The following is a 25,186-nucleotide window of genomic DNA, read 5'->3' as shown; positions in this document are numbered from 1 at the left end:
ATCAATAGGGAAACTATAGCAATCCTATTTAATATAGGAACAAAAAAGACAAGGAGGACAAGGGGGACAAGGAAGATAGGTGTTTGTAACTCCTAAACGGATTGCTATATGCAAATATTTTACTTTTCTTAGAAGCGATCGCAAATGACAAATGACAAATGACAAATGACAAATGACGAATGACAAATGACAGCCATCGCGCGTTATCTTTAATTACACAGACCTATTGCCGTAAAAAATGGTTGATATCAAACAGAAAGTAGATTTTCTGGCGAGAAAATTCGTTCCATCCTATCGATTTTTGCGCACCCAAGAATCCACAATCGATCGCAGCCATATACTGCAAACAGCACTCAACCCTGCATCAATCAAAGTTCTCAACTGGAATATCGCCAAGAAAAGTTATAACGAAAATTGGGTGCGGGATTTTTTAATCATCCTTGAGCAATATCAACCAGACTTAATTTTTCTTCAAGAATTCCGTCTTGATATAGATGCCAAGAATATTGTGGAATTGGTAAATATGAGTTGGAGCTTTGCGCCTAACTTTATTGATGCCCATCATCAAAGTTATTCGGGCATTTTAACCGCAGCTAAAATTAGCCCACTGCATAAAAGAGCCATCATTACTAAACATTATGAACCAATTATTAAAACTCCTAAAGTCTCGCTCATGGCTGAATACCCCTTATCTCACAATCCAAATAGTCTCTTAACTGTTAATAGTCATTTGATAAATTTCGTCAATATTCATAAATTTAAAACCCAATTGCATGAATTAGAGCTAGCACTATCTACCCATCAAGGGCCGATTATCTTCTCAGGAGATTTCAATACTTGGAATCGCCAAAGAGCCTTACTTCTTTATAAAGTAGCTACCCGATTAGGATTAATGCCAGTGTCTTTTACACCACACCACAGTAAAAAAATTAAACGCTTTCTTTTATCACCGCCATTAGACTATATATTTTATCGCGGACTTAAAGAACATAAAACCAATGCTAGGGTATTAGAACATATTACTTCATCAGATCACAAGCCATTGTTGGCAGAATTTTCTTATATAAATACTTAATAAATTTATTATATTTAGGTGCGACATTTGCTGATAATATTTGGTGTTTAATAGTTAATTAACAGGAAATTTACTAAATAAAATATCAGCCGCTTAAGCCTTAAATACAACTAAAAAATAGACCTAAAAAAATTAGATAAAATTACAAATGTTAATAGATAGTAGTGCCATAACTATTTATAGTGCGGCTACAGTTATTGTTCATGCTTTAGGAATCGCCCATGCAGCCCATGCAGTGATGACAGTGCGTTCTTCACAAGGCGCGATCGCTTGGGGAATTTCTTTAGTAACTTTTCCCTGGTTAACTATTCCCTTATATTGGGTATTAGGCAGAACTAAATTTCATGGATATGCTGAAGCCTTGCGCTTAGTTTATGCCGAACACTATCAGCTAGTCCGTCAAACTTACAATGAGATTGCCCAATTTCAAGTAGCGCTACCAGATAATTTAGCCCAGTTGCAACCATTAGCAAAAAAGTTTACCGGTATACCCTTCACATCCGGTAATGCAGCCGAATTGCTAATTAATGGACAAAAAACCTATGAAGCAATGTTAAGCGCGATCGCCTCCGCCACAAATTACATTTTGCTGCAATCATACATCGTCAACGATGACCAAGCTGGGGAAGAATTCAAACAAGCATTGATAGAAAAAGCCAAGCAAGGAGTCAATATTTACTTTCTCTACGATGAAATTGGTTCTAACAAACTATCTCGTAGTTATCTTCAATCTCTACGCAAACATGGTATTGAAGTTAGCGCATTTCACACAACTAAAGGTAAAGGTAACCGCTTTCAACTTAACTTTCGCAATCATCGCAAAATTCTCGTCGTAGATGGTACAGTCGGATTTGTCGGCGGTTTAAACATCGGTGATGAATATTTAGGCAAAAATCCCCGTCTCAGTCCTTGGCGTGATACCCACATGAAACTACAAGGGCCGACAGTCCAAAGTTTGCAAGCTTCCTTTATGCAAGATTGGTATTGGGCGACGCGAAAATTGATTGATGTCAATTGGGAAATTAAACCTAATCAAGAAGCCAACCAAACCGCATTTGTTTTACCTACAGGCCCCGCAGATCGGCTCAAAGCATGTAACCTATTTTTTGTTAATGCAATCAACGAAGCGCAAACCCGGTTATGGATTGCTACCCCTTACTTTGTCCCCGATGACGCCACCTTAACAGCCTTGAAACTAGCTGCAATGCGGGGTGTAGATGTGCGGATTATCTTACCCAATCGCCCCGATCATTTATTTGTTTATCTTTGTTCTTTTTCCTACTACAGCGAAATGAACGATATTGGCATCAAATTATATCGTTACAAAAATGGATTTATGCATCAAAAAATTATCCTCATTGATAACGATATGGCAGGAGTCGGCACAGTTAATTTAGATAATCGCTCATTTTTCCTCAACTTTGAAGTTATGGGTTTTGTCGCTGCATCTTCATTTGTAGCCAGTGTTGAGAAAATGTTAAAGGATGATTTAGCGGTTTCTGTGAAAGTTAATTATGTTGAATATCAAAAAAAACCTTTGTGGTTTAAGTTAGCAGTGAGAATTTCTAGGTTGTTGATGCCATTGCTGTAAAGTTACCCAACAAACAAAACATCAGCCAGTGCATACATTGTTAATGTAAGGCGATACATCGTTACAGCAGTTTTCACCTATTTAAACCACATCTGTCGTAGGGGCACTGCACCGACCATTGGTGTCAACTTAACGCGAAACCCGCTTTGTAGCAAGATTTTTGCCCTCACCCCCAACCCCTCTCCCACCGGGAGAGGGGAGCAAGAGGTTTAATTCCCCTTCTCCTGGGGGAGAAGGGGTTAGGGGATGAGGGCGAAAGTTTTTGTATAACGCCCGCCCTATATAGCTTTTAGCTTAAGTTGACACCAATGACAAGATGTCCACCCCACAAGAAAATTATATTGCAACATTTTAAGCTTGCCACGCCACTACACTGAAGGCGTTTGGAGTTTGAAAACACTCCCTAGCCCTATTTACTAATCTCTGTGAAATATCTGAGTTGTGCAAAACATCTCGGACATACTATAACGTATGTACTCAAGTTGTAAATCTTGAGCCAGCATTACAGTAAGTTCCCGTTGAAGTTTAGTTTTAAACTCAAAAAAATATGGCTCCGCCACTCACGCCCGCCCAAGAACCTTTTGATACCAGCGCTACATCTAAAGGTAAGCGCAAACTCTCACCGCGTTTATTAATCCCATTAGGTTTATTACTCACAGGTATTGGTGTTTTCACATCTTATGTAATCACATCTCGTTCTGCAGCTAATACAATCCGAGTTACTGGACGAATTGAAGGCTATCAAACTGATATTGGCGCTAAAGTTGCAGGGCGCATCACCTCGGTAGCTGTGCGCGAAGGGGATACGGTGCGAGAAAAACAGGTAATTGTTCAGTTAGATGATGCAGAGATTCAAGCACAACTCAAAGGTGCATCTGCGCGTGTAGATGCGATGCAAAAACAAGAAGAACAAGCAAGATTACAAGTCAGTTTTCTCCACAGCCAAATCGAAGAAAATCAAATCAGCTTAAAACAAGCTGTAGAAGATGCTAAAGGACGAATTTTACAGGCGGAATCATCAGTAGCTTCTAGCCAAGCCCAACTCAGTCAAGCGATCGCCAATGTAGAACAAGCCAAATCTGAGTTAAAATTAGCGCAAATGAACCGCGATCGCTACATCAAATTAGTTAAACAGGGCGCTATTACCAGACAACTATTCGATCAAGCCCAAGCAAACTTAGAAAGTGCATTAGCTAATCTCAAATCTCGCCAAGCAGCCGTAACTTCTTATCAAAAATTAGTCAATTCTGCCCAAGGACAATTAACCCAAGCTCAAAGTGTGGGGTACAATTCCTCCATTCGCAACGTTCAATTAAATGCTTCAAAGACGCAATTAGCCCAAACTCAGCTAAAACTCTCTACAGCCCAAGCTGATGTACTTAATGCTAAAGCGGCTGTAGAAGAAATCAAAGCGAAAATTGCTAATCTCACAGTCACTAGTCCAATTAACGGCGTAGTTGTCAGTCGCAATGTAGAACCTGGAGTAGTTGTCACAACTGGTAAAACTTTACTTACCTTAATCGATCCCAATACAGTTTATCTGCGTGCTTTTATCCCTCAAGGTATTATTGGTAAAGTCCGTGTTGGTCAACCAGCGAAGATATTTTTAGATTCAGCAATCAAACAACCCCTAGCTGCTAAAATTGCAGCGATTGATACCCAAGCATCTTTCACCCCGGAGAATATTTACTTCCAACAAGACCGAGTTAAACAAGTTTTTGGTGTCAAAATTACCATTGATAACCCGGCTGGATTCGCTAAACCCGGAATGCCGGCGGATGCTGAGATTGATCTTACAGCAAATTAGGGGAATGAGGGAGACAAGGAGGACAAGGGAGACAAGGGGGAGGCGCTGTTTGGTGAAATTAGCTTGGAAGTTGAGGTTTTTTACTCGGAAGGTGAGGCTTTTTGCTTGGGAGTTGAGGTTTTGAACTCAAAAGTTGAGGTTTTTTACTCGGAAGTTGAGGCTTTTTGCTTGAAAGTTGAGGTTTTGAACTCGGAAGTTGCACCTTTTTGCTCGAAACTTGCGCCTTTTTGCTTGGAAGTTGCGCCTTTGAACTCGAAACTTGCACCTTTTTACATGAAAATTCCTCTTTGGAACATCAAACTTCAAGCAAAGGGCGGGGAAACCCCGCCCCTACCCATGATAAATGACCAATGACTATTGACTATTGACCATTGACCATTGACTATTGACCATTGACAAATGACAAACATTGTAATTCGGGTGGAGGGTTTAAATAAACGTTACGGTAAATTAGTCGCCGTCAAGGGAATTGATTTTACCGTCAACCAAGGAGAAATTTTTGGCTTAATCGGCCCTGATGGTGCGGGGAAAACTACGACATTTCATATTTTAAGTGGGGTGATGGAAGCATCAGCCGGGAATATCCAGATATTAGGTAAACTTCCTCGCGATGCGCGTTTAGCTATTGGCTACCTGACTCAGCAATTTTCTCTGTATCTTGACCTTAGTATTGACGAAAATCTCCGCTATAGTGCGGGCTTGCGTGAAGTTTCTGATGATATTTTTGTTCAGCGTCGCAATAAATACTTGCGCTTAATGAGTTTAGAGAAATTTGGCGATCGCTTGGCGGGTCGTCTGTCTGGTGGGATGAAACAAAAGCTGGCTTTATGCTGTGCGTTGATTTCTCAGCCGCAAATTTTGTTATTAGATGAACCGACAACAGGTGTAGATCCCGTATCGCGACGGGAATTTTGGGATGTATTAGCGGCGATCGCTGCTGAGGGGGTGACGGTAGTTGTTGCTACACCATATTTAGATGAAGCCGAAAGATGCGATCGCATTGCTTTAATGTACGCCGGCGAAATCCAGCAAATTGGTACTCTGTCCCAGTTACGCGAAAGCTTGGGTTTACAGCGTTTAGAAGTTCGCACCAATAATATTGCCGCCGCCGAGCGAGTTTTGCACGATGCTAGTAATAATCTGCAAACATCCATTGTTGATGTGCAAACCTTTGGCGATAGATTAGATGTATTAGTTCGCGATGTCGTCAAGGCTACCGCCTCAGTTGAGAAAATTTTTGCCCAACAGCAACTACAACTAAATAACATTCAAGCAGCAGATGCAACTCTAGAAAATGTATTTGTCTCCCGTCTCCGCGCATCGGGAAATGACCCGGAATTTATTGCTTTTCCTCGGACAAAATCAGGGGCTAGAGATGAAAAAATAGTTAATAATTCTCATCATTTATCTGTGGCGATTGGTGCTAACAAATTAAGTAAAGTATTTGGTGATTTTCAAGCGGTTAAAGGTGTAGATTTATCAATTAACTACGGGGAAATTTATGGATTATTAGGAGCCAATGGCGCAGGTAAGACGACAATTATTAAAATGCTCTGCGGCTTGCTAGAACCGACATCAGGCAAGATATCTTTAGCTGGAGAAACGCAGAATTTACGCAGCAGTGCTTTAAGAAAACGCATTGGTTACATGAGTCAAAAGTTCACACTCTACGATGATTTAACTATTATTCAAAACTTAGAATTTTATTGTGGTGTTTATGGAGTAGCCAGACAATTACGCCGCAGTAAAATCGACTGGGTATTGAGAACTTGTGGCTTAGTTGGTAGAGAAAATATGCTTACCGGACAACTACCAGGAGGATGGAAACAGCGAGTAGCCTTTGGCGCTTCCGTGATGCACGAACCAGAGATATTATTTCTCGATGAACCGACATCAGGAGTAGATCCCCTAGCGCGGCGTCAATTTTGGCGGTTAATTAACGAGTTTGCGCGAGATGGAACAGCAGTATTAGTCACCACCCATTATTTAGAAGAAGCCGAACAATGTAACCGCATGGGCTTTATGGTAGCCGGGGAAATGGTAGTACAAGGTTCCCCCAGCGAAATTAAAGCCGCCCAACCCGGACAGTTAATAGAAATAGTCACAGATAGAACCCAAGATGCCTCTAATTTACTTAAAACACATTTAGCAGCTTGGCGAGTGTCAATTTTTGGCGATCGCCTCCACCTAGTCCTCGACTATCCCGACGCAGATATCCCCCGAATTCGCTCAATTTTGCAAACAGATCGCATAAATATACAATCCCTCCGCCCAATCCCCTTTTCCCTCGAAGATGCTTTCATCGGCATAGTCCAACGCACAGAGGAAGGGGGACAAAGAATTTTAGATTTTAGATTTTAGATTTTAGATTTTAGATTCAAACCCAATCCAAAAGACGCTCGCGGACTCGCTAACGCTGCGCTATCGCAAATCCAAAATCCAAAATTGAATTGCCCAATGCCCAATGCCCCATGCCCCATGCCCAGAATATTATCCCAATGTCGTAAAGAGTTAGCCCAATTTAGACGCGATCGCCTTTCGTTAGCGCTGGCTTTTCTCTTACCTTTAATGACTTTAATTATTTTTGGATTTGTGATTCGCCTAGAATCAAAAAATATTCCGATATTTATTCAAGATTTTGATAACAGTCCCCTCAGTCGCTCTTATATTGAGCGCTTATTTGCTACGAATCAATTTGAACCAATTCATAACTTTAAATTTCCCCTGTTTAATTCCCTCAATAAATCTCAAGTTGAAATCTCCAATCCTCAAGAGGCGATTGATAAAGGACTTGCCAAAGCTGCTGTCATTATTCCCCCTGATTTTAGCCGACAAATTAAATCCGATTTACCTATAAATATTCAAGTCTTAGTTGATGGAACAGATGTGAATAATGCCAGAATTATTAAAAATAGTATTCAAGCAACTACTAGATTCTTTTTAAGAGATTCTGGACTACAATCCTCATTTGATAAAATCGTTGCCCATATCCGCCTCTGGTTTAACCCTGGTAGAAAAGAATCTTTATATATAGTCCCTGGAATTTATGCAGTAATTCTTTGGATTTATCCCTCATTATTAACAGCAGTTGCAATGGTGCGAGAAAAAGAGAAAGGGACAATTTTACAAGTTTACGCCTCTAATCTTACTGCTGAAGAACTCCTATTAGGTAAAGGCTTGGCTTATCTTTTAATTGGCATTAGCGAAGCTATATTAATTATGGTAATGAGTGCCATTATTTGGCAATTAAGCTTTGCAGTAGAACCAACACCATTAATCATCGGCACACTCATCTTTTTAATTGATAGTGTGATGTTTGGTTTATTAATTGGCGTGCGCGTCAATAATCAAAATTCTGCTGTGCAAGCTGTCGCCTTAGTCGGCTTCTTAACAGCTTTACTACTATCGGGATTTATTTATCCTATCAGTAATATTCCTTTTCCTCTATCCTTATTTTCTGCCATTATTCCCGCCCGTTATTATATTGAAATTACTCGCGATGCTTACGTGCGCGGTACTGGTTGGGCTGGTGTTTGGTTCGCCATCCTCATGCTAATTATCTTGGGCTTTTTACTATTTAATGTCGCCCGACGAATCTTAAAGCGAATGCAGTTATCTAATTAAAATATTTGCAATACAAATACCATTAAACGTAGGGTGTGTTGTCGCGTAGCGCAACGCACCGACACAATATTAATGATTAAAACAGAATTCAACAATGTCATTACGAATATAGCGTTGGCTTCAATTTTACTCAATTAACCTGAATAATTAAAGGTGCGTTAGCCTACGGCGTAACACACCCTACTAGAATTATTAATTACTATCCAATTTGGGTTGATTAATTTCTTTGCTTTTAGCCTCAGCAGCTTGATATGCATCTAAATAATTTTTCCCACCCAACATGACATCACCATAATATTCATAAGGTGGATCGCCATAAATGGGTAGGGGGTCATCTTCGGGATAATCTTCTTCAGATTCCTCGATAATGGCTTTGAGTTTTTTGATAGAAAAGCTTTCTGCGGGGAAGTAGTAAAGGTTCTCTGGTTTTTTTTGCAGATGCGGGAGGTTAGGATCGACAATTGACTCGTCTAATTCAATCCAAGCATGTTCAACAGGTCGGTATGGCTGACCGGAAAACACGACAAACCCCTGGACGTACTTTGCTTTCTCAGTCGCCAGTGCTGCTTTGTAAGCATTATCAAAGGTTTTTTTGGCTTTGCTTTTGATGCGTTGAGAAATTTCAAGCGAAAGCGCCGCATCCAATGGTTTATTCATCCGATCGCAACTAGTCAAGCAGATACTTCAACATCGTAGCATTGAATGGGATAGTCAGTAGTTTTACAGTTTCAAACCCCTGACTAATGACTAATGACAACCTTTGCCTGTATTGTCGTTACGCCGACCTACTTAGTTTGTTTGACATCATTAGCGATCGCGCCAATTAAATTTAAGTTGCTGAAAATTTCTCTAGCATCCATGAGTTCGCTTTGAGTTACCTGACCAATCCGCCCGACTAACACAATGGCATTACACAAAGATGCCATAATTCTGGCATCAACTTTATTTAAAATTGCTGGAGCATCAATTAACACTAAATCGTAGGTTTGTTCAAACAATTCAATAATTTCTTTCATCCGCCCTGAACTGAGTAGCTTAACAGCGTCTTCTGGCGCTGGGCCAGCAGTTAAAACATCAATGTGGGGATGAATTGGTTGAATATACTCAGCAACTGGATTATTACTTTCATCAACTAATAACAGAGATAGCCCCCAATCATTAGACAGATTTAATTTTTTATGCAAGCTAGGATGCTGCAAATTAGCATCAATTACTAATACCCGACGATGCATGTGAGATGCGCTCGCAGCCAGCCCCAAAGCTAAGGTTGTTTTTCCTTCACCTGCTAGAGTTGAAGTCAACATCAGCGATTTAAAAGCCACAGGATAATTAAATAATTGAATATTTTGATAGACTAAATCAAAATTTTCGTGGTCTGGCAAACTAGGGATAGTTTCTCCTAAACTTGCCATTGATTCCTGATGCTTAAATCGTTTAAAACATCGTCTTTTTCGACTCTTTTTAACAATCTTCGGGACTGCTCCCAATAATCGCAGATTTGTCAGCTTTCTTAATTGTTGTGGCGAATAAATTACATCATGAAAGATTTGCCAAATTAAAGCTGTAATAATTCCTAAAATCGGCCCGGTTATTAAAGCTCCACCTAACAAAAACAACCTACCACTACCGATATATGTTCCCTTTTCTGGCGCTTCTAATAATTGCCAATCAAATCCAGTTTGGGCAATTGTCATTCCTAAAGACTGTTGCTGCTGCAATAATTGTTCTAAGGTTTGACGACTGTTTCTTATATCTGGCAATAAACGATTATACTCAGCTATAATGCTAGGATACTTGCTCAGTTCAACACGTAATTTTTGTTCGGCTCCCACTAAACTTTTTTCATTAGCTATCAGTCCTAAAGAAGTAGTTTGGATTTGATTTAATTCTTCTACTAGCTTTAAATCAACCCCAGCAATTTGTCCGGGACTAGAATTATTTGTATTGGTATCATTTGCTTCTGCGGATCTTCCTACCTCTTGTCGCAGTAAGGCTAATTGGCTTTGGCGTTGCTGTTTTAGTGTTTCGATTACAGGAGAATTTTCCGTATATCGTAGTCTTTGTTGTGAAAGTTCTAATTCAGTTTTTTGAACTTCATTCAGTAAAGTTTGGTAGCGCGGTGATTGGCTCAAACGCGAAGAAACTATACTTTTTTGGGATAAAGACACCATTTTTTGCTCTAATCCGGCTTGACGCGCTTTGATGTCTTGAATTTGGGCGCGAGTATTTTGTAATTGTTTTTGTACATCCGCTAAAGATTGCAGCAGAATTTTGCTTTGTACCTCTGGATCGACTAAATTATACTTTTTGCGAAATTTTTCTAATTTCTGTTCCGATTGGCTAACTTGTTTTCTGACTTCGGGTAAGCGAGCGTTAACATAAGCCAGCCCTTGATTTAACCGCTCCTTTTGTTCTTCAATATTGTAATTGTGATAAACAGTTTGTAGTGCTTGCAACACTTTTTGGGTTTTAACTGGATCTTGATCTTTAAAAGAAATCTCAAATATTTGATTGTTTAAGTCATTAATTCCCGTTGCAGTTTTTATCTGAGTGACATTTAAAGGCGATTTTTCATATTGTCCTGGTTTGCCTTTAATATCTTCTAAAGTAATGTTGGGGTAATTAGGACGCAGTAAATCTACAACTTTTTGAATTAATGGAGAACTTTCCATTAGTTTTTGTTGAGCTGTATAGTCTACAACTTGAACGTTGAGATCTTCAGTTCCCTGACTATCTGTTTTTCCCTGAACCTGATTTCCATCTAAGCCTGGATCTAACTTGGAACTTACCAGTATTTGCATCGAGCTTTGGTAATTTGGTTTCGCCAAGATAGCTAAGACGCTAGCTACTGAGATAACTGCACAGGAAATACCTAATATGAGATAACGTCTGTGAAACAGAATTGTAGTGAGTTGTTTGATATCAATCGCGTTTGGTGAAGAGTTGTTGAGCATTTGCCCTTGGTTCAGACTACTGTTAGTCACTATACAAATCCTCTAATCTTTAAATAATAAATCAGGAAGATTTCGCTGGAATCTGGGAGAAGTTAATTTTGATTAAACTGTAGACGACATTTTAGGCCAAATGATTCCCGATCTGCCAGATAAATTATTTTCAATGATTTTACGTATAGTAATTGTAGTTAATATTTTTTAATTTAAAATAATTAAAGTTATTAAATAATTTTCTGTAGCTGCAATTGATACTAAATATTTGATACTAACAGCTATCTTGATTGTATAGTCCAGCCTTTGCACACATTTAGTAGATATAAAAATTTGTATAATTACTTCTAAATATTTACTACTATACTTCAGTAGTAAATATTGATAATGTAGCTATTATTTTTGGATATTATTGTTGATTGTCATTTACAGCATATTTCAGGTAAATGAGGTACGCGCTTCGGGGCATGGCAGTGCCAGTGCCCCTACAATCAACGATAATTTGTACCTCACCAATTGGCAATCTGCTGTAACTAGATTCTTCACCAAAAGCAGAAACAAAAGGTGGAGGCTGCGAACTCTAGGAAGGATCGCAGCAACCCACCAAAAATGCTTTATTGCGCTTCGCTTGTCAGTTGACTAAATCCCAACTGCCTCAGCTTTAGTACCCAGCAAAGAAGGATCGATCGCAATTCCTAAACCTTCAGCTACACGACGCCCATAGTCTACATCTGCGCGGAAGAAGTGACAAATTTGCCGCTTTTGAATATCTTGTCTGGCTTGACTGAGGCTACCAATAATATTTTTCACCAGTCGTTCTTGCTGTTCTGGTTTCATTAAGCGATACAAATTCCCTGCTTGGGTGTAATCGTCGTTTCCCTGGCGATGATCGTAACGATTGACTGCGACATCACCAAGATGAGTTGATGGTTCTGCATAGGCTGGACATTGTTGTGGCGTACCCTCAACGGTATTCGGTTCATAGTTAGGCGCGCTACCGCCATTATTTCCTAAAGCCATGAAACCATCTCGCTGATAATGCATAACTGGACATTTAGGTTGGTTGACTGGGAGTTGCTGATAGTTACCACCTAAGCGATAGCGTTGTGCGTCGGGATAGGAAAACAGACGAGCTTGCAGTACTTTGTCTGGTGAGAAGCTAATACCAGGAACTACTGCGCTAGGACTAAAAGCAGCTTGCTCAACTTCGGCGAAGTAATTCTCTGGGTTACGATTTAATTCTAAAATTCCGACTTCAATTAAGGGATATTCGGAATGTTTCCAAACTTTGGTTAAATCGAAGGGATTATCTGCATGTTTCGCGGCTTGTTCTTCTGTCATTACTTGAATACACATCCGCCATTTGGGATAGTCGCCTTGAGCGATCGCATTAAATAAATCGCGAGTCGCATGATCGGCATCTTCGCCTTTAATCTGGCTCGCTTCCTCGGCGCTTAAGGTTTGATGTCCTTGCAGGGTCTTGAAGTGAAATTTACACCAAACGCGATCGCCTTGGGCATTAATCAAACTAAATGTGTGACTACCAAAACCATCCATGTGACGATAGGTTTTAGGAATTCCGCGATCGGAAAACAAAATTGTTACTTGATGGAGTGACTCTGGACTGAGCGACCAAAAATCCCACATTGCATTGTGGTCTTTGCAGTTAGTTTGGGGATTGCGCTTTTGAGTATGCACAAAATCGGGGAATTTTAGGGGATCGCGGATAAAGAACACGGGGGTATTATTCCCAGCAATATCCCAGTTACCTTCTTCTGTATAAAATTTGACTGCAAATCCTCTAGGGTCGCGTTCTGCATCGGCTGAACCTTTCTCGCCGCCAACTGTGGAAAACCTCAACAGGACTGGCGTTTGCTTACCAACTTCCGCAAAAAGTTTGGCTTTGCTATAGCGGGTGATGTCATTGGTAACTGTCAAGGTTCCGTAAGCCGCCGTACCTTTGGCGTGGACAACCCGCTCAGGTATCCGTTCTCTATTAAAATGAGCGAGTTTTTCAATTAAGTGGAAATCCTGAATTAATACCGGGCCACGGGGGCCAGCAGTTAGTGAGTTCTGGTTGTCAGCAACGGGTATACCATCAGCAGTGGTCAACTTTTGCGGTTCAGTCATAGGTAGAGAAATTCTCCATATTAAGTTATTCAGATTGCCCAAACTTAATCTTGGTCTGCGAACCAACTACATCATACTCATAACGATTTTGCACCTAAATCATACTCGTTATGAGTATGAATTGCAAGTAACATTATGTTGCATTTTGGGGGGGGTTTGAAATTCACTGCGAAATCAAATAGCGATCGCTCTACAACCCTTCTAGCTAATTGCTTTTTGCACTGACTGCAGGTATGCGATCGCCAGAAATTAATTGTGATAAAATCCCGCAACCAAACATAAAAATCCTTTTCTCCTAACCCCTAGCCCCTATTTTCAAGTTAGTCAATTAGGAAAAATTTCACAACCAAATATGAAAATCTGTCTTTCCCATGACGCCAGTTCGCTCAAGTCGGGAAACCCCCAAGAGCAATTGCCTCACCACGCGACTGGCTCCCCAATGCCCAATGCCCACTAGCCTTGAGCGAAGTCGAAAGGATGCCCAATGCCCATTTTCATGCTACAAGGGGAGAGTTTTCGGAAATTGTCGTTAGCAGTGATGTAGCAATAAATTGCTCTACAAATATTTATTGGGGAACTCAGCTTATGACTAGTTCAATTATCAACCCCGTTGAGCGTCCGGAAATTACGCAACAATTATCGGAAAATATAATTCTCACCACAGTAGATGACATCTACAACTGGGTAAAAATGTCCAGTCTGTATCCCTTGATGTTTGGTACAGCCTGTTGCTTCATGGAATTTATGGCTGCTTATGCGTCGCGCTTCGACTTAGAACGATATGGGATGATTCCCAGAGCGACTCCGCGACAAGCAGATCTGTTAATTACGGCTGGCACAATTAGCATGAAGTATGCGCCGAATCTCGTGCGGCTGTACGAACAAATGCCAGAACCTAAATATGTCATCGCGATGGGTGCTTGTACCATTACAGGGGGAATGTTTAGTGTTGATTCTCCCAGTGCTGTGCGGGGTGTAGATAAATTAATTCCAGTTGATGTTTATATACCAGGATGCCCGCCTCGACCGGAAGCCGTCATTGATGCAATTATTAAATTGCGGAAGAAAATTGCCAATGAAAGCATTCAAGAACGTCATATCAGCCAACAAACTCACCGCTATTACAGTATTAATCATCGCCTCAAGCCTGTAGAACCTGTCAATGATGGACAATATCTCAGAAGTTCTACTAGAGAAACTTACCCGCCAGAACTGGCTATAGATCCAGGTTCACAATTACCCTTAACATTACCAAAAACTCAAAATTCGCAAGCTATTCGAGACTAAATGACTCACATTAATCTGGCACAGTCTGATGCAGAAATTGAGCGTTGTTTCCCCACTATGCAACTGCTTCGTCCCCATCTTGTCGCTAGTGAGTTTGTCACTCGCATTCGCAGACAACAACAGCAAGGTTTTCACCTAGCTTATTTAGAAGATGGCGGAAGCATCAAGGCTGTAGCCGGATTTAGAATCGCTGAATCCTTATCTTGGGGTAAGTTTGTTTATGTGGATGATTTGGTAACTCAAGAGTGCGATGGCTTCGCCAACGCATTCGCGAACGCTCTCAAGGTTACGGTTCAAATCTCCTCAATTGGCTAATAGATTATGCTCAAGCTAATGCTTGCCAACAATTACACCTCGATTCCGGGGTTCAGCGCTTCGCGGCTCATCGTTTTTACTTTAAGCAGCGTCTAGAAATCAGAGCTTATCACTTTACTATCGAGTTAAGTCAGATGTAGGTTGGGTTGAACCCAGTGAAACCCAACTATGCCAAGTTTTTTCGGTGTTGGGTTTCGTTCCTCAACCCAACCTACCCCGTAAAAAAGGCGATTAATCGAGCTGCGATGGCGATAATTTGAGCTTGGAACATGGAACTCCGAGTTCAAAACAAGAAACTTCGAGTTCAAAACAGAAAACTCCGAGTTCAAAACAGGAAACTCCGAGTTCAAAACAGGAAACTCCGAGTTCAAAACAGGAAACTCCGAGTTCCGAACAGGAAACTCCGAGTTCCGAACAGGAAACTCCGAGTTCCGAACAGGAAACTTCGAGTTCCGAAGGGGAAACTCGAAGTTTTTTACATACAGCAGATTGCAAGTTAGTGAGATACAGATAATCTTTGACTGTAGAGGCATGGTACATTGGTGTCAACTTAAGGTAAAAATAGCCTCTGTCTTAGCTTTGTCACCCGCCTTTCGACTTCGCTCAAGGCTCATAGCCAAAGTAGGGGCGGGTTAAGCGAGATAGTCGTGAATTATTGGAGCATATCTGTGAACCCGCCCCTACTGAAGTAGACTCAAGATTTTGAGGATATGTAGTCATCTGACGATGACTTTGACTATTAGCAAGGAACTTCAGTTCCTTGCGGTAACTGGGTTTCGCCTTAAGTTGACACCAATGGGCATGGTACTGCCCCTACCTGCATACCTCATATAAATTTAATTCTTTCCCCCTGCTCCCGTTCGGCTGACGCTCACGGCGGAAGCCTGCCCCCTGCCCCTCTGCCTACAATAGTGAAGCGATCGCGCTTGCTATTCCAAACTGGTGCCGATTCGCCATATCTTAATCTGGAAGATATTGCTCATTTCTTAAAAGGTAAAAGCTAATGTCAGATCTAGGCTTTACTCATATCGCCCTGGGGGTAAGCGACATCGATCGCAGTCTATCGTTTTATGCTAAGTATGCCGCAATGCAAGTGGTGCATCGTCGCACTGATAAAGCAAAGCATGTAGATGTTGCTTGGATTAGCGATTTAACTCGACCATTTGTAATTGTTTTAATTCAAGTTGCAGAATTAAAATGTACCCTTGCGCCTGCATCCCATCTGGGAGTAGCTTGTCAAACTCGTGAGGAAATAGACCGCCTTTGCGATGAGGCGCGTTTGGAAGGTGTGTTGATAGATGGGCCTCATGACTGGGGTTTTCCTGTCGGTTACTGGGCTTTTTTCCGCGATCCTGATGGTCATACCCTAGAAGTTTCCTATGGTCAAGAAATTAATTTTACAATTGAGCAGGCCATCAATAAAGCTAATGAAAACGTCACAATTGGAAAATTTAGAAGATGAGGCACTTTTGAGTTAGGGGCGCAAACAAATCATCGAAGAAGGGAGCTAGAGATCCCTACTTCTACAAGTAGCAAGTTATGTGTTGGTTTTAAATCCCCAGACATTACATTCTGTTCCCTGTTGCCAGTTCCCTGTTCCCTCTTTAACTCAATTCCCCAAAATCAAACTACATTATTGACAGGTTTGACCATCATCCCAATGCTAAAAATCCGGGTACTCGTAGTTGATGATGCTGTGGTGGTTCGCAGTCGCGTCAGTAAAATTTTAGCCAGCGATCCAGAATTAGAGGTAGTGGGCGTGGCTGCTCATGGGGGTATTGCTTTGGCAAAAATACCCCACCTTCATCCTGATGTGATTGTTTTGGATGTAGAAATGCCAGAGATGGATGGTTTACAAACTTTGACAGCGATCAAACAAAAGTATCCCAAGCTACCTGTGATTATGTTTAGCACCTCTACCTATACGGGAGCGATCGCTACTATCGAAGCTCTTTCTTTAGGTGCTTCTGATTATGCGACAAAACCTAGTAATCTAGGAAGTGTGGAGGCTAGTAACCAACACATTATCGAGGAATTAATTCCTAAAATTAAGTTATTTGCTCTGGGAAATAGTTTATTTCCCTTACAAACTACAATTACTCATACGCTTTTTCCTGCTATCTCTAAGGGTAGAGAACAGGTAGATGTTGTGGCAATTGGGGTGTCAACAGGCGGGCCGAATGCTCTCGCCCAAATACTTCCCGCACTTCCAGCCGATTTCCGGGTTCCGATTTTGATTGTCCAACACATGCCACCAATGTTTACCAAATTATTAGCAGAAAGATTAAATTCTCAATGCCAAATTCATGTTGATGAAGCCGTTGCTGGTGCTGAAATCAAGCCTGGGCAAGCTTGGATTGCGCCAGGAGATTTTCACATGGTGGTACAGCGTCAAAATGATGTGGTGCGCCTGGGAATTAATCAAGCACCACCGGAAAATTCCTGTCGTCCCTCGGTAGATGTACTATTTAAGTCTGTAGCTGAAGTTTACAGTCAAAGCGCGATCGCAGTTATCCTCACAGGTATGGGACAAGATGGCTTACATGGCTGTAAAGCTATCCGCGAAGCCGGCGGACAAATACTAGCCCAGGACAAAGTTAGTAGTGTAGTTTGGGGAATGCCCAGTTTTGTTGTCAATGCTGGGTTAGCCGATGAGGTTCTTCCCCTCAAGCAAATAGCAGGTGAAATTATCCACCGCGTTGGCGACAATCAAGTACCTTTTTCAGGTCTGTGATGAAACAGACTATGAGTATAAACACTAATGATTTTAAATATATTTGTCAATTAGTTTACGAGCAATCGGCAGTAGTTTTACAACCCGAAAAAACCTATTTAGCAGAACTATATTTACAACCAATTACGGAAGCGCTTGGATTTACGTCAATTGGCGAATTAGTTCACTATTTACAAAATCAACCTTTAAGCGAACTGCACAGCCAGGTAGTTGAATCATTAGTAACAAATGAAACATCATTTTTTCGCGATCGCTATCCCTTTGAAGCGCTGAAAGAGTATGTGCTACCAGAATTGATCGGTAAAAGAAGCAGAGAGCGATCGCTTAATATTTGGTGTGCAGCTTGCTCTAACGGACAGGAACCCTACAGCATAGCGATGCTGATTAAAGAATATTTTCCCATACTGAGCAAATGGTCTTTAAAGCTAATAGCCAGCGATTTTTCCCATAAAGTCTTAGCCAAGGCGAAACAAGGCTGTTATAACCAGCTAGAAATTCAGCGTGGGTTACCGAGCAATTTACGCGATCGCTATTTTCAAGAACTAGATAATAACTGGCAAATTCATAACGAAATTATACAGATGGTAGAATTTCGTCAGTTTAATCTTGTAGAATCTTGGATAACATTGCCCAAACAAGATGTAATTTTTTTACGCAATATTTTAATTTATTTTGATACAGCTACAAAAAAAGATTTATTAAAAAAAGTCAAATATAAATTAAATCCAGATGGTTACTTATTTCTCGGCAATGCTGAAACCACAATTCATTTAGATTCGGCATTTACGCGGGTTCAATTTGATAAAGCCATTTGCTATCGGTTAAATAAATAGATTGTTTTGATATAGTAACAAGCATTCATTAAAATCCCCGACTTCTTGGAGAAGTGCAGTTAATAGTAAAGGTTTTGCTACTTGTCGTGTTTAAATTTTAGATTTATTTCCTTAATTATATATGTGCGTTAAAATTCGTTATAACGCACCATAAAATTATTTAATGCATTAGCCTGTGTCTCATACCAATTCTCTGTAAACTCGCACTTAATAATAGCTTCTTTTCTCTTGGCGTACTTGGCGTAATTGGCGGTTAATCAAATAAATATTAACTGCATTATAGCGAATTTACCTTACAATAAAAACGAATTTGAACCAGAGAGAAAAAAACATGAAAATTTTCCCAATTAACCAAAATAACTTTGATACATGGTTAAATCTCACCTTAGAACTTTGGCCAGATGAATCTCCTGAAGAAAGACGCAATTCTCTAATCACAATTCTCCAATCTCCACGGGAAGCAGGATTTTTAATTGCAGATGACAATGAAATAGCAATTGGTTTTATGAATCTCTCTTTGAGATATGATTATGTACCCGGCGCTACTACTAGTCCCGTTGCATATTTAGAAGGAATTTATTTAAAAAGCGAATATCGCCGACAAGGGATAGGTAGATATTTAATTGAACATGCTCAACAATGGGGACGAGAAAAAGGATGTTTAGAACTCGCCTCAGATGCTTTATTAGACAACACCGCCAGTTATGAATTTCATTGCAAAGTAGGTTTTCAAGAAGTAGAAAGAATAGTCACATTTATTAAGGTAATTGACAGTTATTAACACTACAAATATGATTGAGGTATATTTGTAGTATAAAATATATAGTTAGGCTAAATGAGTTATGATTTTTCACTGCGGAGTTGCGACTTAAACAAACTCAACTCCATGACTAAATATCCGAGTATCCCTACATATCATGCGCTAGGTGATAAAGGAACTTTGCTAGAACAGACAGTTACCTTTAATGTTGATGATGGCGAGGTAATTCTTACAGAAAAAGTAGATGGGACAAACTCTCGTATTATTCTTTTACCTGATGGTAACTTTGTTTTAGGTAGCAGAGAAGAATTATTATTTGCTAAAGGCGATTTAATTGGTAATCCTGCATTGGGGATTGTCGATGCACTCAAAAATATTGCAGATTCATTAGCGCGATCGCATTCGGGTATTATGGTTACCTACCTAGAATTATATGGCGGTAAAATTACCTCAGCCAGCAAGCAATATACTTCTCAACAAAATGTTGGCTGGCGATTATTTGATGTCGCAGTCATTACAGATATAGAAACCCTATTTGCACAAACTATCAAGCAAATAGCTGCATGGCGAGATAACGGGGGACAAGTTTTTCTTGATGAAAAGCAACTCACTCAAGCAAGTATTGACTATGGATTTGCGCTAACACCGCGAATTGCAACAGTTGCATCTTTACCCGTGACGATTGGCGAAACCCATGAATTTCTCAAAGCCATGCTACCACAGACAAACGTGGCATTGGATACAGGCGCAGGCGGTAGAGCCGAAGGAATTGTAGCACGAACGACTACCAGAAGTGCGATCGCTAAGTTACGCTTTGAAGATTACGAACGCCATCGCCAACGACAAAAACAAAATATTAAGCTTTAATCAAAGTACCTAACGCCGACTTTCCCAACACAGCATTAGCTAAATTACCCGGTACATTACCATCAATTATCCAACAATCAATTCCTAAATTAGCTATAGCTAAAAACTCTTCAACTTTTCTCAGCATCCCACCCGTAACATCTATAGATTTACTTTCACCCAGAAAATCTTTGATGTGGGAATAGTTAGCTGAAGTAATCTCAGATATTACCTGTCCATATTGATCATACACACCCGGATAGTTACCAACATTGATTAATTGCACGCGCAAATTTTCTTTTATATAAAAATATTTCGCTAATTCTGCTAATAATGTGTCAGTAGAGAGAATTGTTCCGCCAATTATTTTATCTACAACTACATCCCCAAATACTAAGGGAATCAAACCTGCTGCTAAAGTATTTTCGATAATTGAATAGTTAAATTTTATTGGCTTTTTGTTTTCAGTCACTCCCATAGTTACAGGTGGGAGACTAATTACAGGTAAATTCGCTTGTAAAAAAGCCTTAGCTATTAGCCGATTTAAATCAATAGCATCTTGGTGAACTAGACAAAATCCAAATTTATCTACATCAGTGCTAATGCCATTGATGGTATTGTATTTTTTAGCAGACTGATGACCGAAAGAACCTGCACCATTGCCTATAATCAATTTCAGATGGGGATTTTGAAGTGCGATCGCGCTCACTTCCCTGGCTAGTTGTTGTATAACTTCGGGTTTAGCTGTATAAGGTCGATCCTTATCAGTAATTAACGACCCTCCCAGCTTAATTAACGCTAGCTCCATCATGAACTATTGATAGCAATCGGATGTTAACTTTCAGAGAGCTTACCACACAAGAGAGTCAATTAGTTACTACTCCAGACTTCAGTCCTGAATCATCAATCGCTTATTTTTTTGTATAAAATTTTTATTATAATTTTGGCTTATGTCAGACTCAATCGATAATCAATATCAAATAATTTCCGAGTATGACAAAATATTACAACGCCAAACTATTTGCCAAGATTGTGCTTTTCATATTCACAGAGAAGGCGTTCTCGACTGTATTCACCCAGACGAATTGCAAGTTAATTGTTCTCAAGTAATTTTTTGCAATTCATTTCAACCATCCCAAGAAATTGACAGTCCTTGTGTAACCTTTGACTATGATGATGAGAAATAGCGATCGCTAAAATGCTGATATATCTCCAACCAGATTATTTCAATTAGCTTAACCGCAATTAATGTTATTGATAAAGCTTGATCATCACTCATGACAAATGACAAATGACAAATGACAAATAACAACCCTTACCAGTTGTATTTAATCACACCGACTATCTATTGCAATTTTCGACTGTGCGCTCGTTGAGAAAATATTTGAGGTTAGAACCTTCAACAACAATTTCACCTTCAGTTGTTTGAATATAAAGTTTACCTTGATCGAAACGGACAATATTATTAGTTGTAATTGCAGCCATAGATAATAACTGTTCGCTAGGCTGAATTTGCTCTTTGTATAAACCTAACAAGTTTGAGCCTGGTGCTTGAATCATTGTTGCTGGTTCTGATTGCGATTGTTCAGCACTCATCCAAATCACGCGATCGTCTACTTGGACTAAAACTTCATTATTGGGGGTTCTGATATAGAAACTTTCGTGATTAAATGCCATATCGAGAACTTTTTGGAAGCCATTACCAGTGAAAATCATTAATCTGAAGTTTTGCTGATTTCTTTCTCTAGAATTCATTTGAGAACGCCAAAACTTCCACAAATATTTCATTTCAGTATAATTAATTTGATAGCCTACAGGAATATGGTAATATTCATACCGCATTAAACCATTTTCCAGCTTGCCAGTAGGAAGAAAATTATGTTTTAACAACACTTCGTTGATTAACTCTAAATGTTGGCAATTTTGACGAACCAAGAAAATTTTAGATTCGCTAGCTAAATTAATACTTGCTAATAATAAACCTTTTCTGCTGAATAATTGAACTGTTGTTGAAATTGATTCGATGCGGAAATTTGGGTTAGATGCTAATCTGGTTTTTCCTTGTACAAATTGGCTAACTAATGTTTGATCGTCCATTAAATTTAAAGTTGCCATTGTTCGCTCCTTATACCTGTTATTAATGATGTATTTTGTAATTTGACAGCTTTGTTGTTTTCGCTGTATTTTGTTATGGGTGATTAACTCAAGTAGTTTTACTTGTGTTCATGATTACTTCTACAACAGCCCAACTCTAAATCCGGATACGTTAATCATAGACAAAACAAACATTTCATACAGTGATTATACGTAGATGCCTGGTAAAGCTTTCATATACTTAGTAAAAGCTTTTATATTGATAACTATTGCTTGGCAGAAATTTCTTATTTAAGCCGTAAAATATAAGCTCGATTAATTTAAAGCATTAAATAATATTAGGCAAGCTGATTATTTAGCCATCGAAAATCCCAAATTGGCAGCGATTGGGCAATTTATTTAGAGAACTTAATATTCAACTTTTTTATATCTTTAATCTATTCAGGCATAGAGAATAGGCAATAGGTCAGATACTTGCTTAACTCTCTACTGGTTCTTGATCGAATTGGCGCATTAACTCTATCAAAGCTTCCCTATCTGGCGTTTGTCCCGCTTGCAGGAGTTTGGCTAAACCTGCAAAATACTGTTCGCGATCGCCTGCAGGACAAAACATAATCAATAACTTGGCGGTTGTAGTTCCTTGGTTGGCAAAGGTATGAGGCGTACCACGGGGAACTAATACAAACGCTCCAGGTTTACCCTGCACTGTTTGATTACCCACTTGAATCTCAACTTCTCTCTCCAGAACATCAATACTCTACTCTAGATTTAGAGCATATTTCAGGTACGCGCTTAGGGGCATGGCAGTGCCAATGCCCCTACAATCAACTATTATCTGTACTTCAGCAACTTGCAATTCGCTGTATTTAAGTTAATTGCTTTTGCCATATGCCATCTGCCGTCTGCCTCCTGCCTTCTGATTGATTACACTTGATTTAAAAATCCAGATAAACCTCGTCCATGTTGAAACCAGGAGTAGTGCGGGCAGCGTTCGACTGAGCGCTCACGCCGAAGTCTTGCCCGCTACTACCACCAGGGAGCAAGATGCTCCCACTACTTTTAATACTATGGTTCTCAAAATAGATGTGGTTTAATTTTAAGAGGAACGTTGCCAACCAAATTTATTTTGATTCGGGATATCTATCTTACATAAACCCGACTCGACATTAAAATCACAAGTATAACTACCTAAAAATTCTTCCTGATAATTAAATACGCGCACATTATATTTATCTTGTCTCGCAGCTGTACCCAAACGATTGATAAAGTCGTAGCGTTCTAGATAATCTAATAAACTCCAAATTTGCTGATTAACTATTAAATCTACTCTTGCTGGTTCGCTTGCGGAAGCTGGGTATGCTATCCAATCAGCTAATAATTTATTTTCAGCACTTTTTTGGGCACGCCATAAACTAGGAATAGTTAAATATCTCTGGCTAATAGTTGCAGATGTCATTACAGAGTTATTTGGTTTGGCTAATAAACTGAGTTCTAAAGGTGCAGTAGAAGCCTTGAGGGAATCGTTATTTTCTCCTAGTGTGGGACGAATGGGTAGAAAAGTCGTGATGCACAAGCTGATAGATAGTAATAGTGGTAAGGATGTTTTGCAACTAGAATTTTGTTGAGTAAACATAATTTTATAATTTTGAATAATTGCGGATTAAAACAAAGACAACAGAAAAAATGCGACAGATGGTAGGGGCATGGCAATGCCATGCCCTCTAGAATATAGAGATGTGCCGCAAACACTATTTAAAGTGGTATGAGAAATAAGAAATAGGTAAATACGTTCTAATTATGACATAATTGGGGATTGTTCTCTAAAGTTTGATTGCAAGGATGCGAATACGCCGATAGTCTGCTATCCAAGTTTCATCTTGATAGCGAGTTGGCTTTAGTTGTTGTTCGACTTGACGAATTACTTGTGATTTTTGTTCAGCAGATAAGCCAACAAAAAATGTACCAGCAAACATATCAATCCAGTTGGCTAAACCTGCTGCTTTGTCTGCTAGGGGAGTGGGGCGATCGCGTAAATTGGCATAAATGACATCAAATCCTTGCTGTTCTAGGAGGGTAGCATATTCGCCAATACTGGGATAGTACCAAGGATTGCGTGTGTGTGGTTCAGGAATTCCCAAAGATGCGATCGCATTTTCTAAAGCTGTGGCGATGGCTTTGACATTTCCCTTACCGCCAAATTCAGCCACAAACCGTCCGCCAGGTTTGAGTGCTTGGTATATAGATGCGATCGCTGTTTCTGGTGGTTTCACCCAATGTAAAACAGCGTTAGAAAATACCGCATCACATGGCTGTGCTACTTGAAAGTTCGTCGCATCCGCAACATCAAACTGGATATGGGGATAGTTTTGTCTCGCCTTCTCAATCATCGTGGCGGCGTTATCAATTCCCATCACCGCAGCGCCAGCTTGAGCAATTTTTTCTGTGAGTTGCCCCGTTCCGCAACCGAGATCTAAAATTAACTCTCCAGACTGGGGGTTTAGTAGTTGTAATAAATCCTCACCATATTGCCATACGAAGGCGTGTTTATCTTGATAAAGAGTAGTATTCCAATTATTAGACATATAGCTGTTGATTGATGACTGTTGATTGATGACTGTTGACAACTGTACGGGCGGGTTCACAAATATCCTCACCGATCAACGATAATTCTCTATAAACCCGCCCCTACTGACTGTTGACAGAGTTGAAAGGCTTTTATTGTCAAAATTTTATATTAGCTTGATGTCAAGTTACTACATCTCTATTGGTTATGCAGTTATGCAGTTTTTAGTAAGTTGATGTAATTTCGCGGTTTTTAGTCTCATTAATTATACCAATTGGAAAAAAGAATGCGACAGATTGTAGGGGCACTGGCACTGCCATGCCCTCTAGAATATTTTGATGTGTCGCAAAGATTATTTGAATTGGTATTAGTCTCTGATACTCGTGAATGAGTCTTTGATACTCATTAATCAGTCTTTGATACTCATTAATCAGTTTTGGATACTCGTGAATGAGTCTTTGATACTCATTAATCAGTCTTTGATACTCGTGAATGAGTCTTTGATACTCATTAATCAGTCTTTGATACTCGTGAATGAGTCTTTGATACTCATTAATCAGTCTTTGATACTCGTGAATGAGT

General features: G+C 39.8%; 24 protein-coding genes. 15 read left to right on the top strand and 9 right to left on the bottom strand.

Going from position 1 to position 25,186, the window contains the following annotated elements; translation table 11 throughout:
- Positions 1-238 precede the first annotated feature (238 nt).
- From AACW45_RS32705 to AACW45_RS32685, 5 genes are all read left to right on the top strand, one after another.
- Complete coding sequence (locus AACW45_RS32705; RefSeq protein WP_190637269.1) at positions 239-1,075, top strand: endonuclease/exonuclease/phosphatase family protein; 837 nt, start codon at positions 239-241, stop codon at positions 1,073-1,075.
- A gap of 148 nt (positions 1,076-1,223) precedes the next feature.
- A complete protein-coding gene (cls, locus tag AACW45_RS32700) occupies positions 1,224-2,666 on the top strand; it encodes a cardiolipin synthase (RefSeq protein WP_190637267.1) in 1,443 nt (480 codons plus the stop codon).
- A 547-nt stretch (positions 2,667-3,213) separates the two neighbouring features.
- Entirely contained in the window at positions 3,214-4,473 is a 1,260-nt protein-coding gene (locus tag AACW45_RS32695) for an HlyD family secretion protein (protein WP_190637265.1), read from the top strand.
- 399 nt (positions 4,474-4,872) lie between these two features.
- Entirely contained in the window at positions 4,873-6,834 is a 1,962-nt protein-coding gene (locus AACW45_RS32690; protein ID WP_190637263.1) for an ATP-binding cassette domain-containing protein, read from the top strand.
- Between the two features lie 117 nt (positions 6,835-6,951).
- Positions 6,952-8,097, top strand: coding sequence for an ABC transporter permease (locus AACW45_RS32685; RefSeq protein WP_190637261.1), 1,146 nt, complete (start codon positions 6,952-6,954; stop codon positions 8,095-8,097).
- A gap of 192 nt (positions 8,098-8,289) precedes the next feature.
- Here AACW45_RS32685 and AACW45_RS32680 read toward each other — a convergent pair whose 3' ends face one another.
- The 3 genes from AACW45_RS32680 to AACW45_RS32670 all read right to left on the bottom strand — a co-directional run bounded on the left by AACW45_RS32680 (position 8,290) and on the right by AACW45_RS32670 (position 13,172).
- Positions 8,290-8,754: a hypothetical protein gene (locus AACW45_RS32680; protein WP_190637259.1), complete on the bottom strand. Its 465-nt coding sequence runs from the start codon at positions 8,752-8,754 to the stop codon at positions 8,290-8,292.
- A 128-nt stretch (positions 8,755-8,882) separates the two neighbouring features.
- Positions 8,883-11,081, bottom strand: coding sequence for a GumC family protein (locus AACW45_RS32675; protein WP_190637258.1), 2,199 nt, complete (start codon positions 11,079-11,081; stop codon positions 8,883-8,885).
- 600 nt (positions 11,082-11,681) lie between these two features.
- Positions 11,682-13,172 carry a catalase gene (locus AACW45_RS32670; RefSeq protein WP_190637256.1) on the bottom strand — a complete coding sequence of 497 codons (1,491 nt, stop codon included), beginning with the start codon at positions 13,170-13,172 and terminating at the stop codon, positions 11,682-11,684.
- A 585-nt stretch (positions 13,173-13,757) separates the two neighbouring features.
- Here AACW45_RS32670 and nuoB point away from each other — a divergent pair.
- The 9 genes from nuoB to AACW45_RS32625 all read left to right on the top strand — a co-directional run bounded on the left by nuoB (position 13,758) and on the right by AACW45_RS32625 (position 19,968).
- Positions 13,758-14,459 (top strand): NADH-quinone oxidoreductase subunit NuoB, encoded by a 702-nt coding sequence (gene nuoB, locus AACW45_RS32665; protein ID WP_190637281.1) that lies wholly within the window; start codon positions 13,758-13,760, stop codon positions 14,457-14,459.
- Complete coding sequence (locus AACW45_RS32660) at positions 14,460-14,774, top strand: hypothetical protein (RefSeq protein ID WP_242045611.1); 315 nt, start codon at positions 14,460-14,462, stop codon at positions 14,772-14,774.
- The gene (locus tag AACW45_RS32655) at positions 14,705-14,914 is read left to right on the top strand and encodes a GNAT family N-acetyltransferase (RefSeq protein WP_313933818.1); all 210 of its coding nucleotides are present in this window, start codon (positions 14,705-14,707) and stop codon (positions 14,912-14,914) included. Before AACW45_RS32660 ends, AACW45_RS32655 begins: the two co-directional genes overlap by 70 nt.
- Positions 14,915-15,030: 116 nt before the next feature.
- Positions 15,031-15,288, top strand: coding sequence for a hypothetical protein (locus tag AACW45_RS32650; protein WP_339385112.1), 258 nt, complete (start codon positions 15,031-15,033; stop codon positions 15,286-15,288).
- A 489-nt stretch (positions 15,289-15,777) separates the two neighbouring features.
- Entirely contained in the window at positions 15,778-16,236 is a 459-nt protein-coding gene (locus AACW45_RS32645) for a VOC family protein (protein WP_190544465.1), read from the top strand.
- A gap of 198 nt (positions 16,237-16,434) precedes the next feature.
- Complete coding sequence (locus AACW45_RS32640; RefSeq protein WP_190637252.1) at positions 16,435-17,508, top strand: protein-glutamate methylesterase/protein-glutamine glutaminase; 1,074 nt, start codon at positions 16,435-16,437, stop codon at positions 17,506-17,508.
- Positions 17,509-17,519: 11 nt separating this feature from the next.
- Positions 17,520-18,341 carry a CheR family methyltransferase gene (locus AACW45_RS32635; RefSeq protein ID WP_242045610.1) on the top strand — a complete coding sequence of 274 codons (822 nt, stop codon included), beginning with the start codon at positions 17,520-17,522 and terminating at the stop codon, positions 18,339-18,341.
- 331 nt (positions 18,342-18,672) lie between these two features.
- The gene (gene aac(6') / locus AACW45_RS32630) at positions 18,673-19,122 is read left to right on the top strand and encodes an aminoglycoside 6'-N-acetyltransferase (protein ID WP_190637249.1); all 450 of its coding nucleotides are present in this window, start codon (positions 18,673-18,675) and stop codon (positions 19,120-19,122) included.
- Between the two features lie 105 nt (positions 19,123-19,227).
- A complete protein-coding gene (locus AACW45_RS32625) occupies positions 19,228-19,968 on the top strand; it encodes an RNA ligase family protein (protein WP_242045609.1) in 741 nt (246 codons plus the stop codon).
- Here the strand turns inward: AACW45_RS32625 and AACW45_RS32620 are convergent.
- Complete coding sequence (locus AACW45_RS32620; protein ID WP_242045608.1) at positions 19,958-20,758, bottom strand: isopentenyl phosphate kinase; 801 nt, start codon at positions 20,756-20,758, stop codon at positions 19,958-19,960. The genes AACW45_RS32625 and AACW45_RS32620 overlap by 11 nt on opposite strands.
- Positions 20,759-20,897: 139 nt before the next feature.
- Between AACW45_RS32620 and AACW45_RS32615 the strand changes: the two genes are divergently transcribed.
- Positions 20,898-21,134 carry a hypothetical protein gene (locus tag AACW45_RS32615; protein ID WP_190637245.1) on the top strand — a complete coding sequence of 79 codons (237 nt, stop codon included), beginning with the start codon at positions 20,898-20,900 and terminating at the stop codon, positions 21,132-21,134.
- Between the two features lie 154 nt (positions 21,135-21,288).
- On the opposite strand, the gene AACW45_RS32610 is transcribed toward AACW45_RS32615, so the two are convergent.
- From AACW45_RS32610 to AACW45_RS32590, 5 genes are all read right to left on the bottom strand, one after another.
- The gene (locus AACW45_RS32610) at positions 21,289-22,062 is read right to left on the bottom strand and encodes a hypothetical protein (protein WP_190637243.1); all 774 of its coding nucleotides are present in this window, start codon (positions 22,060-22,062) and stop codon (positions 21,289-21,291) included.
- Between the two features lie 457 nt (positions 22,063-22,519).
- The gene (locus AACW45_RS32605) at positions 22,520-22,786 is read right to left on the bottom strand and encodes a cupin domain-containing protein (protein WP_242045617.1); all 267 of its coding nucleotides are present in this window, start codon (positions 22,784-22,786) and stop codon (positions 22,520-22,522) included.
- A gap of 351 nt (positions 22,787-23,137) precedes the next feature.
- Positions 23,138-23,674 (bottom strand): hypothetical protein, encoded by a 537-nt coding sequence (locus tag AACW45_RS32600; protein WP_190637238.1) that lies wholly within the window; start codon positions 23,672-23,674, stop codon positions 23,138-23,140.
- A 187-nt stretch (positions 23,675-23,861) separates the two neighbouring features.
- Positions 23,862-24,623, bottom strand: a complete 762-nt coding sequence (locus AACW45_RS32595; RefSeq protein WP_190637278.1) for a class I SAM-dependent methyltransferase — start codon at positions 24,621-24,623, stop codon at positions 23,862-23,864.
- 205 nt (positions 24,624-24,828) lie between these two features.
- The coding region (locus AACW45_RS32590) for a hypothetical protein (protein WP_206758872.1) at positions 24,829-25,186 on the bottom strand (358 nt) is incomplete at its 5' end.

It is taken from the genome of Calothrix sp. FACHB-168 (assembly GCF_963889195.1).
Lineage (GTDB): Bacteria > Cyanobacteriota > Cyanobacteriia > Cyanobacteriales > Nostocaceae > Aulosira > Aulosira anomala_A.
This window is presented reverse-complemented; position numbering and strand designations above follow the sequence as displayed.

What these genes read in the sequence shown, in the direction of transcription:
- AACW45_RS32660 (WP_242045611.1), top strand. Translation starts at nt 14,460, where the DNA reads ATGACTCACATTAATCTGGCACAGTCTGATGCAGAAATTGAGCGTTGT.
- AACW45_RS32620 (WP_242045608.1), bottom strand. Translation starts at nt 20,758, where the DNA reads ATGATGGAGCTAGCGTTAATTAAGCTGGGAGGGTCGTTAATTACTGAT.
- AACW45_RS32600 (WP_190637238.1), bottom strand. Translation starts at nt 23,674, where the DNA reads ATGTTTACTCAACAAAATTCTAGTTGCAAAACATCCTTACCACTATTA.
- AACW45_RS32615 (WP_190637245.1), top strand. Translation starts at nt 20,898, where the DNA reads ATGTCAGACTCAATCGATAATCAATATCAAATAATTTCCGAGTATGAC.
- AACW45_RS32670 (WP_190637256.1), bottom strand. Translation starts at nt 13,172, where the DNA reads ATGACTGAACCGCAAAAGTTGACCACTGCTGATGGTATACCCGTTGCT.
- AACW45_RS32680 (WP_190637259.1), bottom strand. Translation starts at nt 8,754, where the DNA reads ATGAATAAACCATTGGATGCGGCGCTTTCGCTTGAAATTTCTCAACGC.
- AACW45_RS32690 (WP_190637263.1), top strand. Translation starts at nt 4,873, where the DNA reads ATGACAAACATTGTAATTCGGGTGGAGGGTTTAAATAAACGTTACGGT.
- AACW45_RS32695 (WP_190637265.1), top strand. Translation starts at nt 3,214, where the DNA reads ATGGCTCCGCCACTCACGCCCGCCCAAGAACCTTTTGATACCAGCGCT.
- AACW45_RS32625 (WP_242045609.1), top strand. Translation starts at nt 19,228, where the DNA reads ATGACTAAATATCCGAGTATCCCTACATATCATGCGCTAGGTGATAAA.
- AACW45_RS32595 (WP_190637278.1), bottom strand. Translation starts at nt 24,623, where the DNA reads ATGTCTAATAATTGGAATACTACTCTTTATCAAGATAAACACGCCTTC.
- AACW45_RS32645 (WP_190544465.1), top strand. Translation starts at nt 15,778, where the DNA reads ATGTCAGATCTAGGCTTTACTCATATCGCCCTGGGGGTAAGCGACATC.
- AACW45_RS32640 (WP_190637252.1), top strand. Translation starts at nt 16,435, where the DNA reads ATGCTAAAAATCCGGGTACTCGTAGTTGATGATGCTGTGGTGGTTCGC.
- nuoB (WP_190637281.1), top strand. Translation starts at nt 13,758, where the DNA reads ATGACTAGTTCAATTATCAACCCCGTTGAGCGTCCGGAAATTACGCAA.
- cls (WP_190637267.1), top strand. Translation starts at nt 1,224, where the DNA reads ATGTTAATAGATAGTAGTGCCATAACTATTTATAGTGCGGCTACAGTT.
- AACW45_RS32685 (WP_190637261.1), top strand. Translation starts at nt 6,952, where the DNA reads ATGCCCAGAATATTATCCCAATGTCGTAAAGAGTTAGCCCAATTTAGA.
- AACW45_RS32610 (WP_190637243.1), bottom strand. Translation starts at nt 22,062, where the DNA reads ATGGCAACTTTAAATTTAATGGACGATCAAACATTAGTTAGCCAATTT.
- AACW45_RS32705 (WP_190637269.1), top strand. Translation starts at nt 239, where the DNA reads ATGGTTGATATCAAACAGAAAGTAGATTTTCTGGCGAGAAAATTCGTT.
- AACW45_RS32635 (WP_242045610.1), top strand. Translation starts at nt 17,520, where the DNA reads ATGAGTATAAACACTAATGATTTTAAATATATTTGTCAATTAGTTTAC.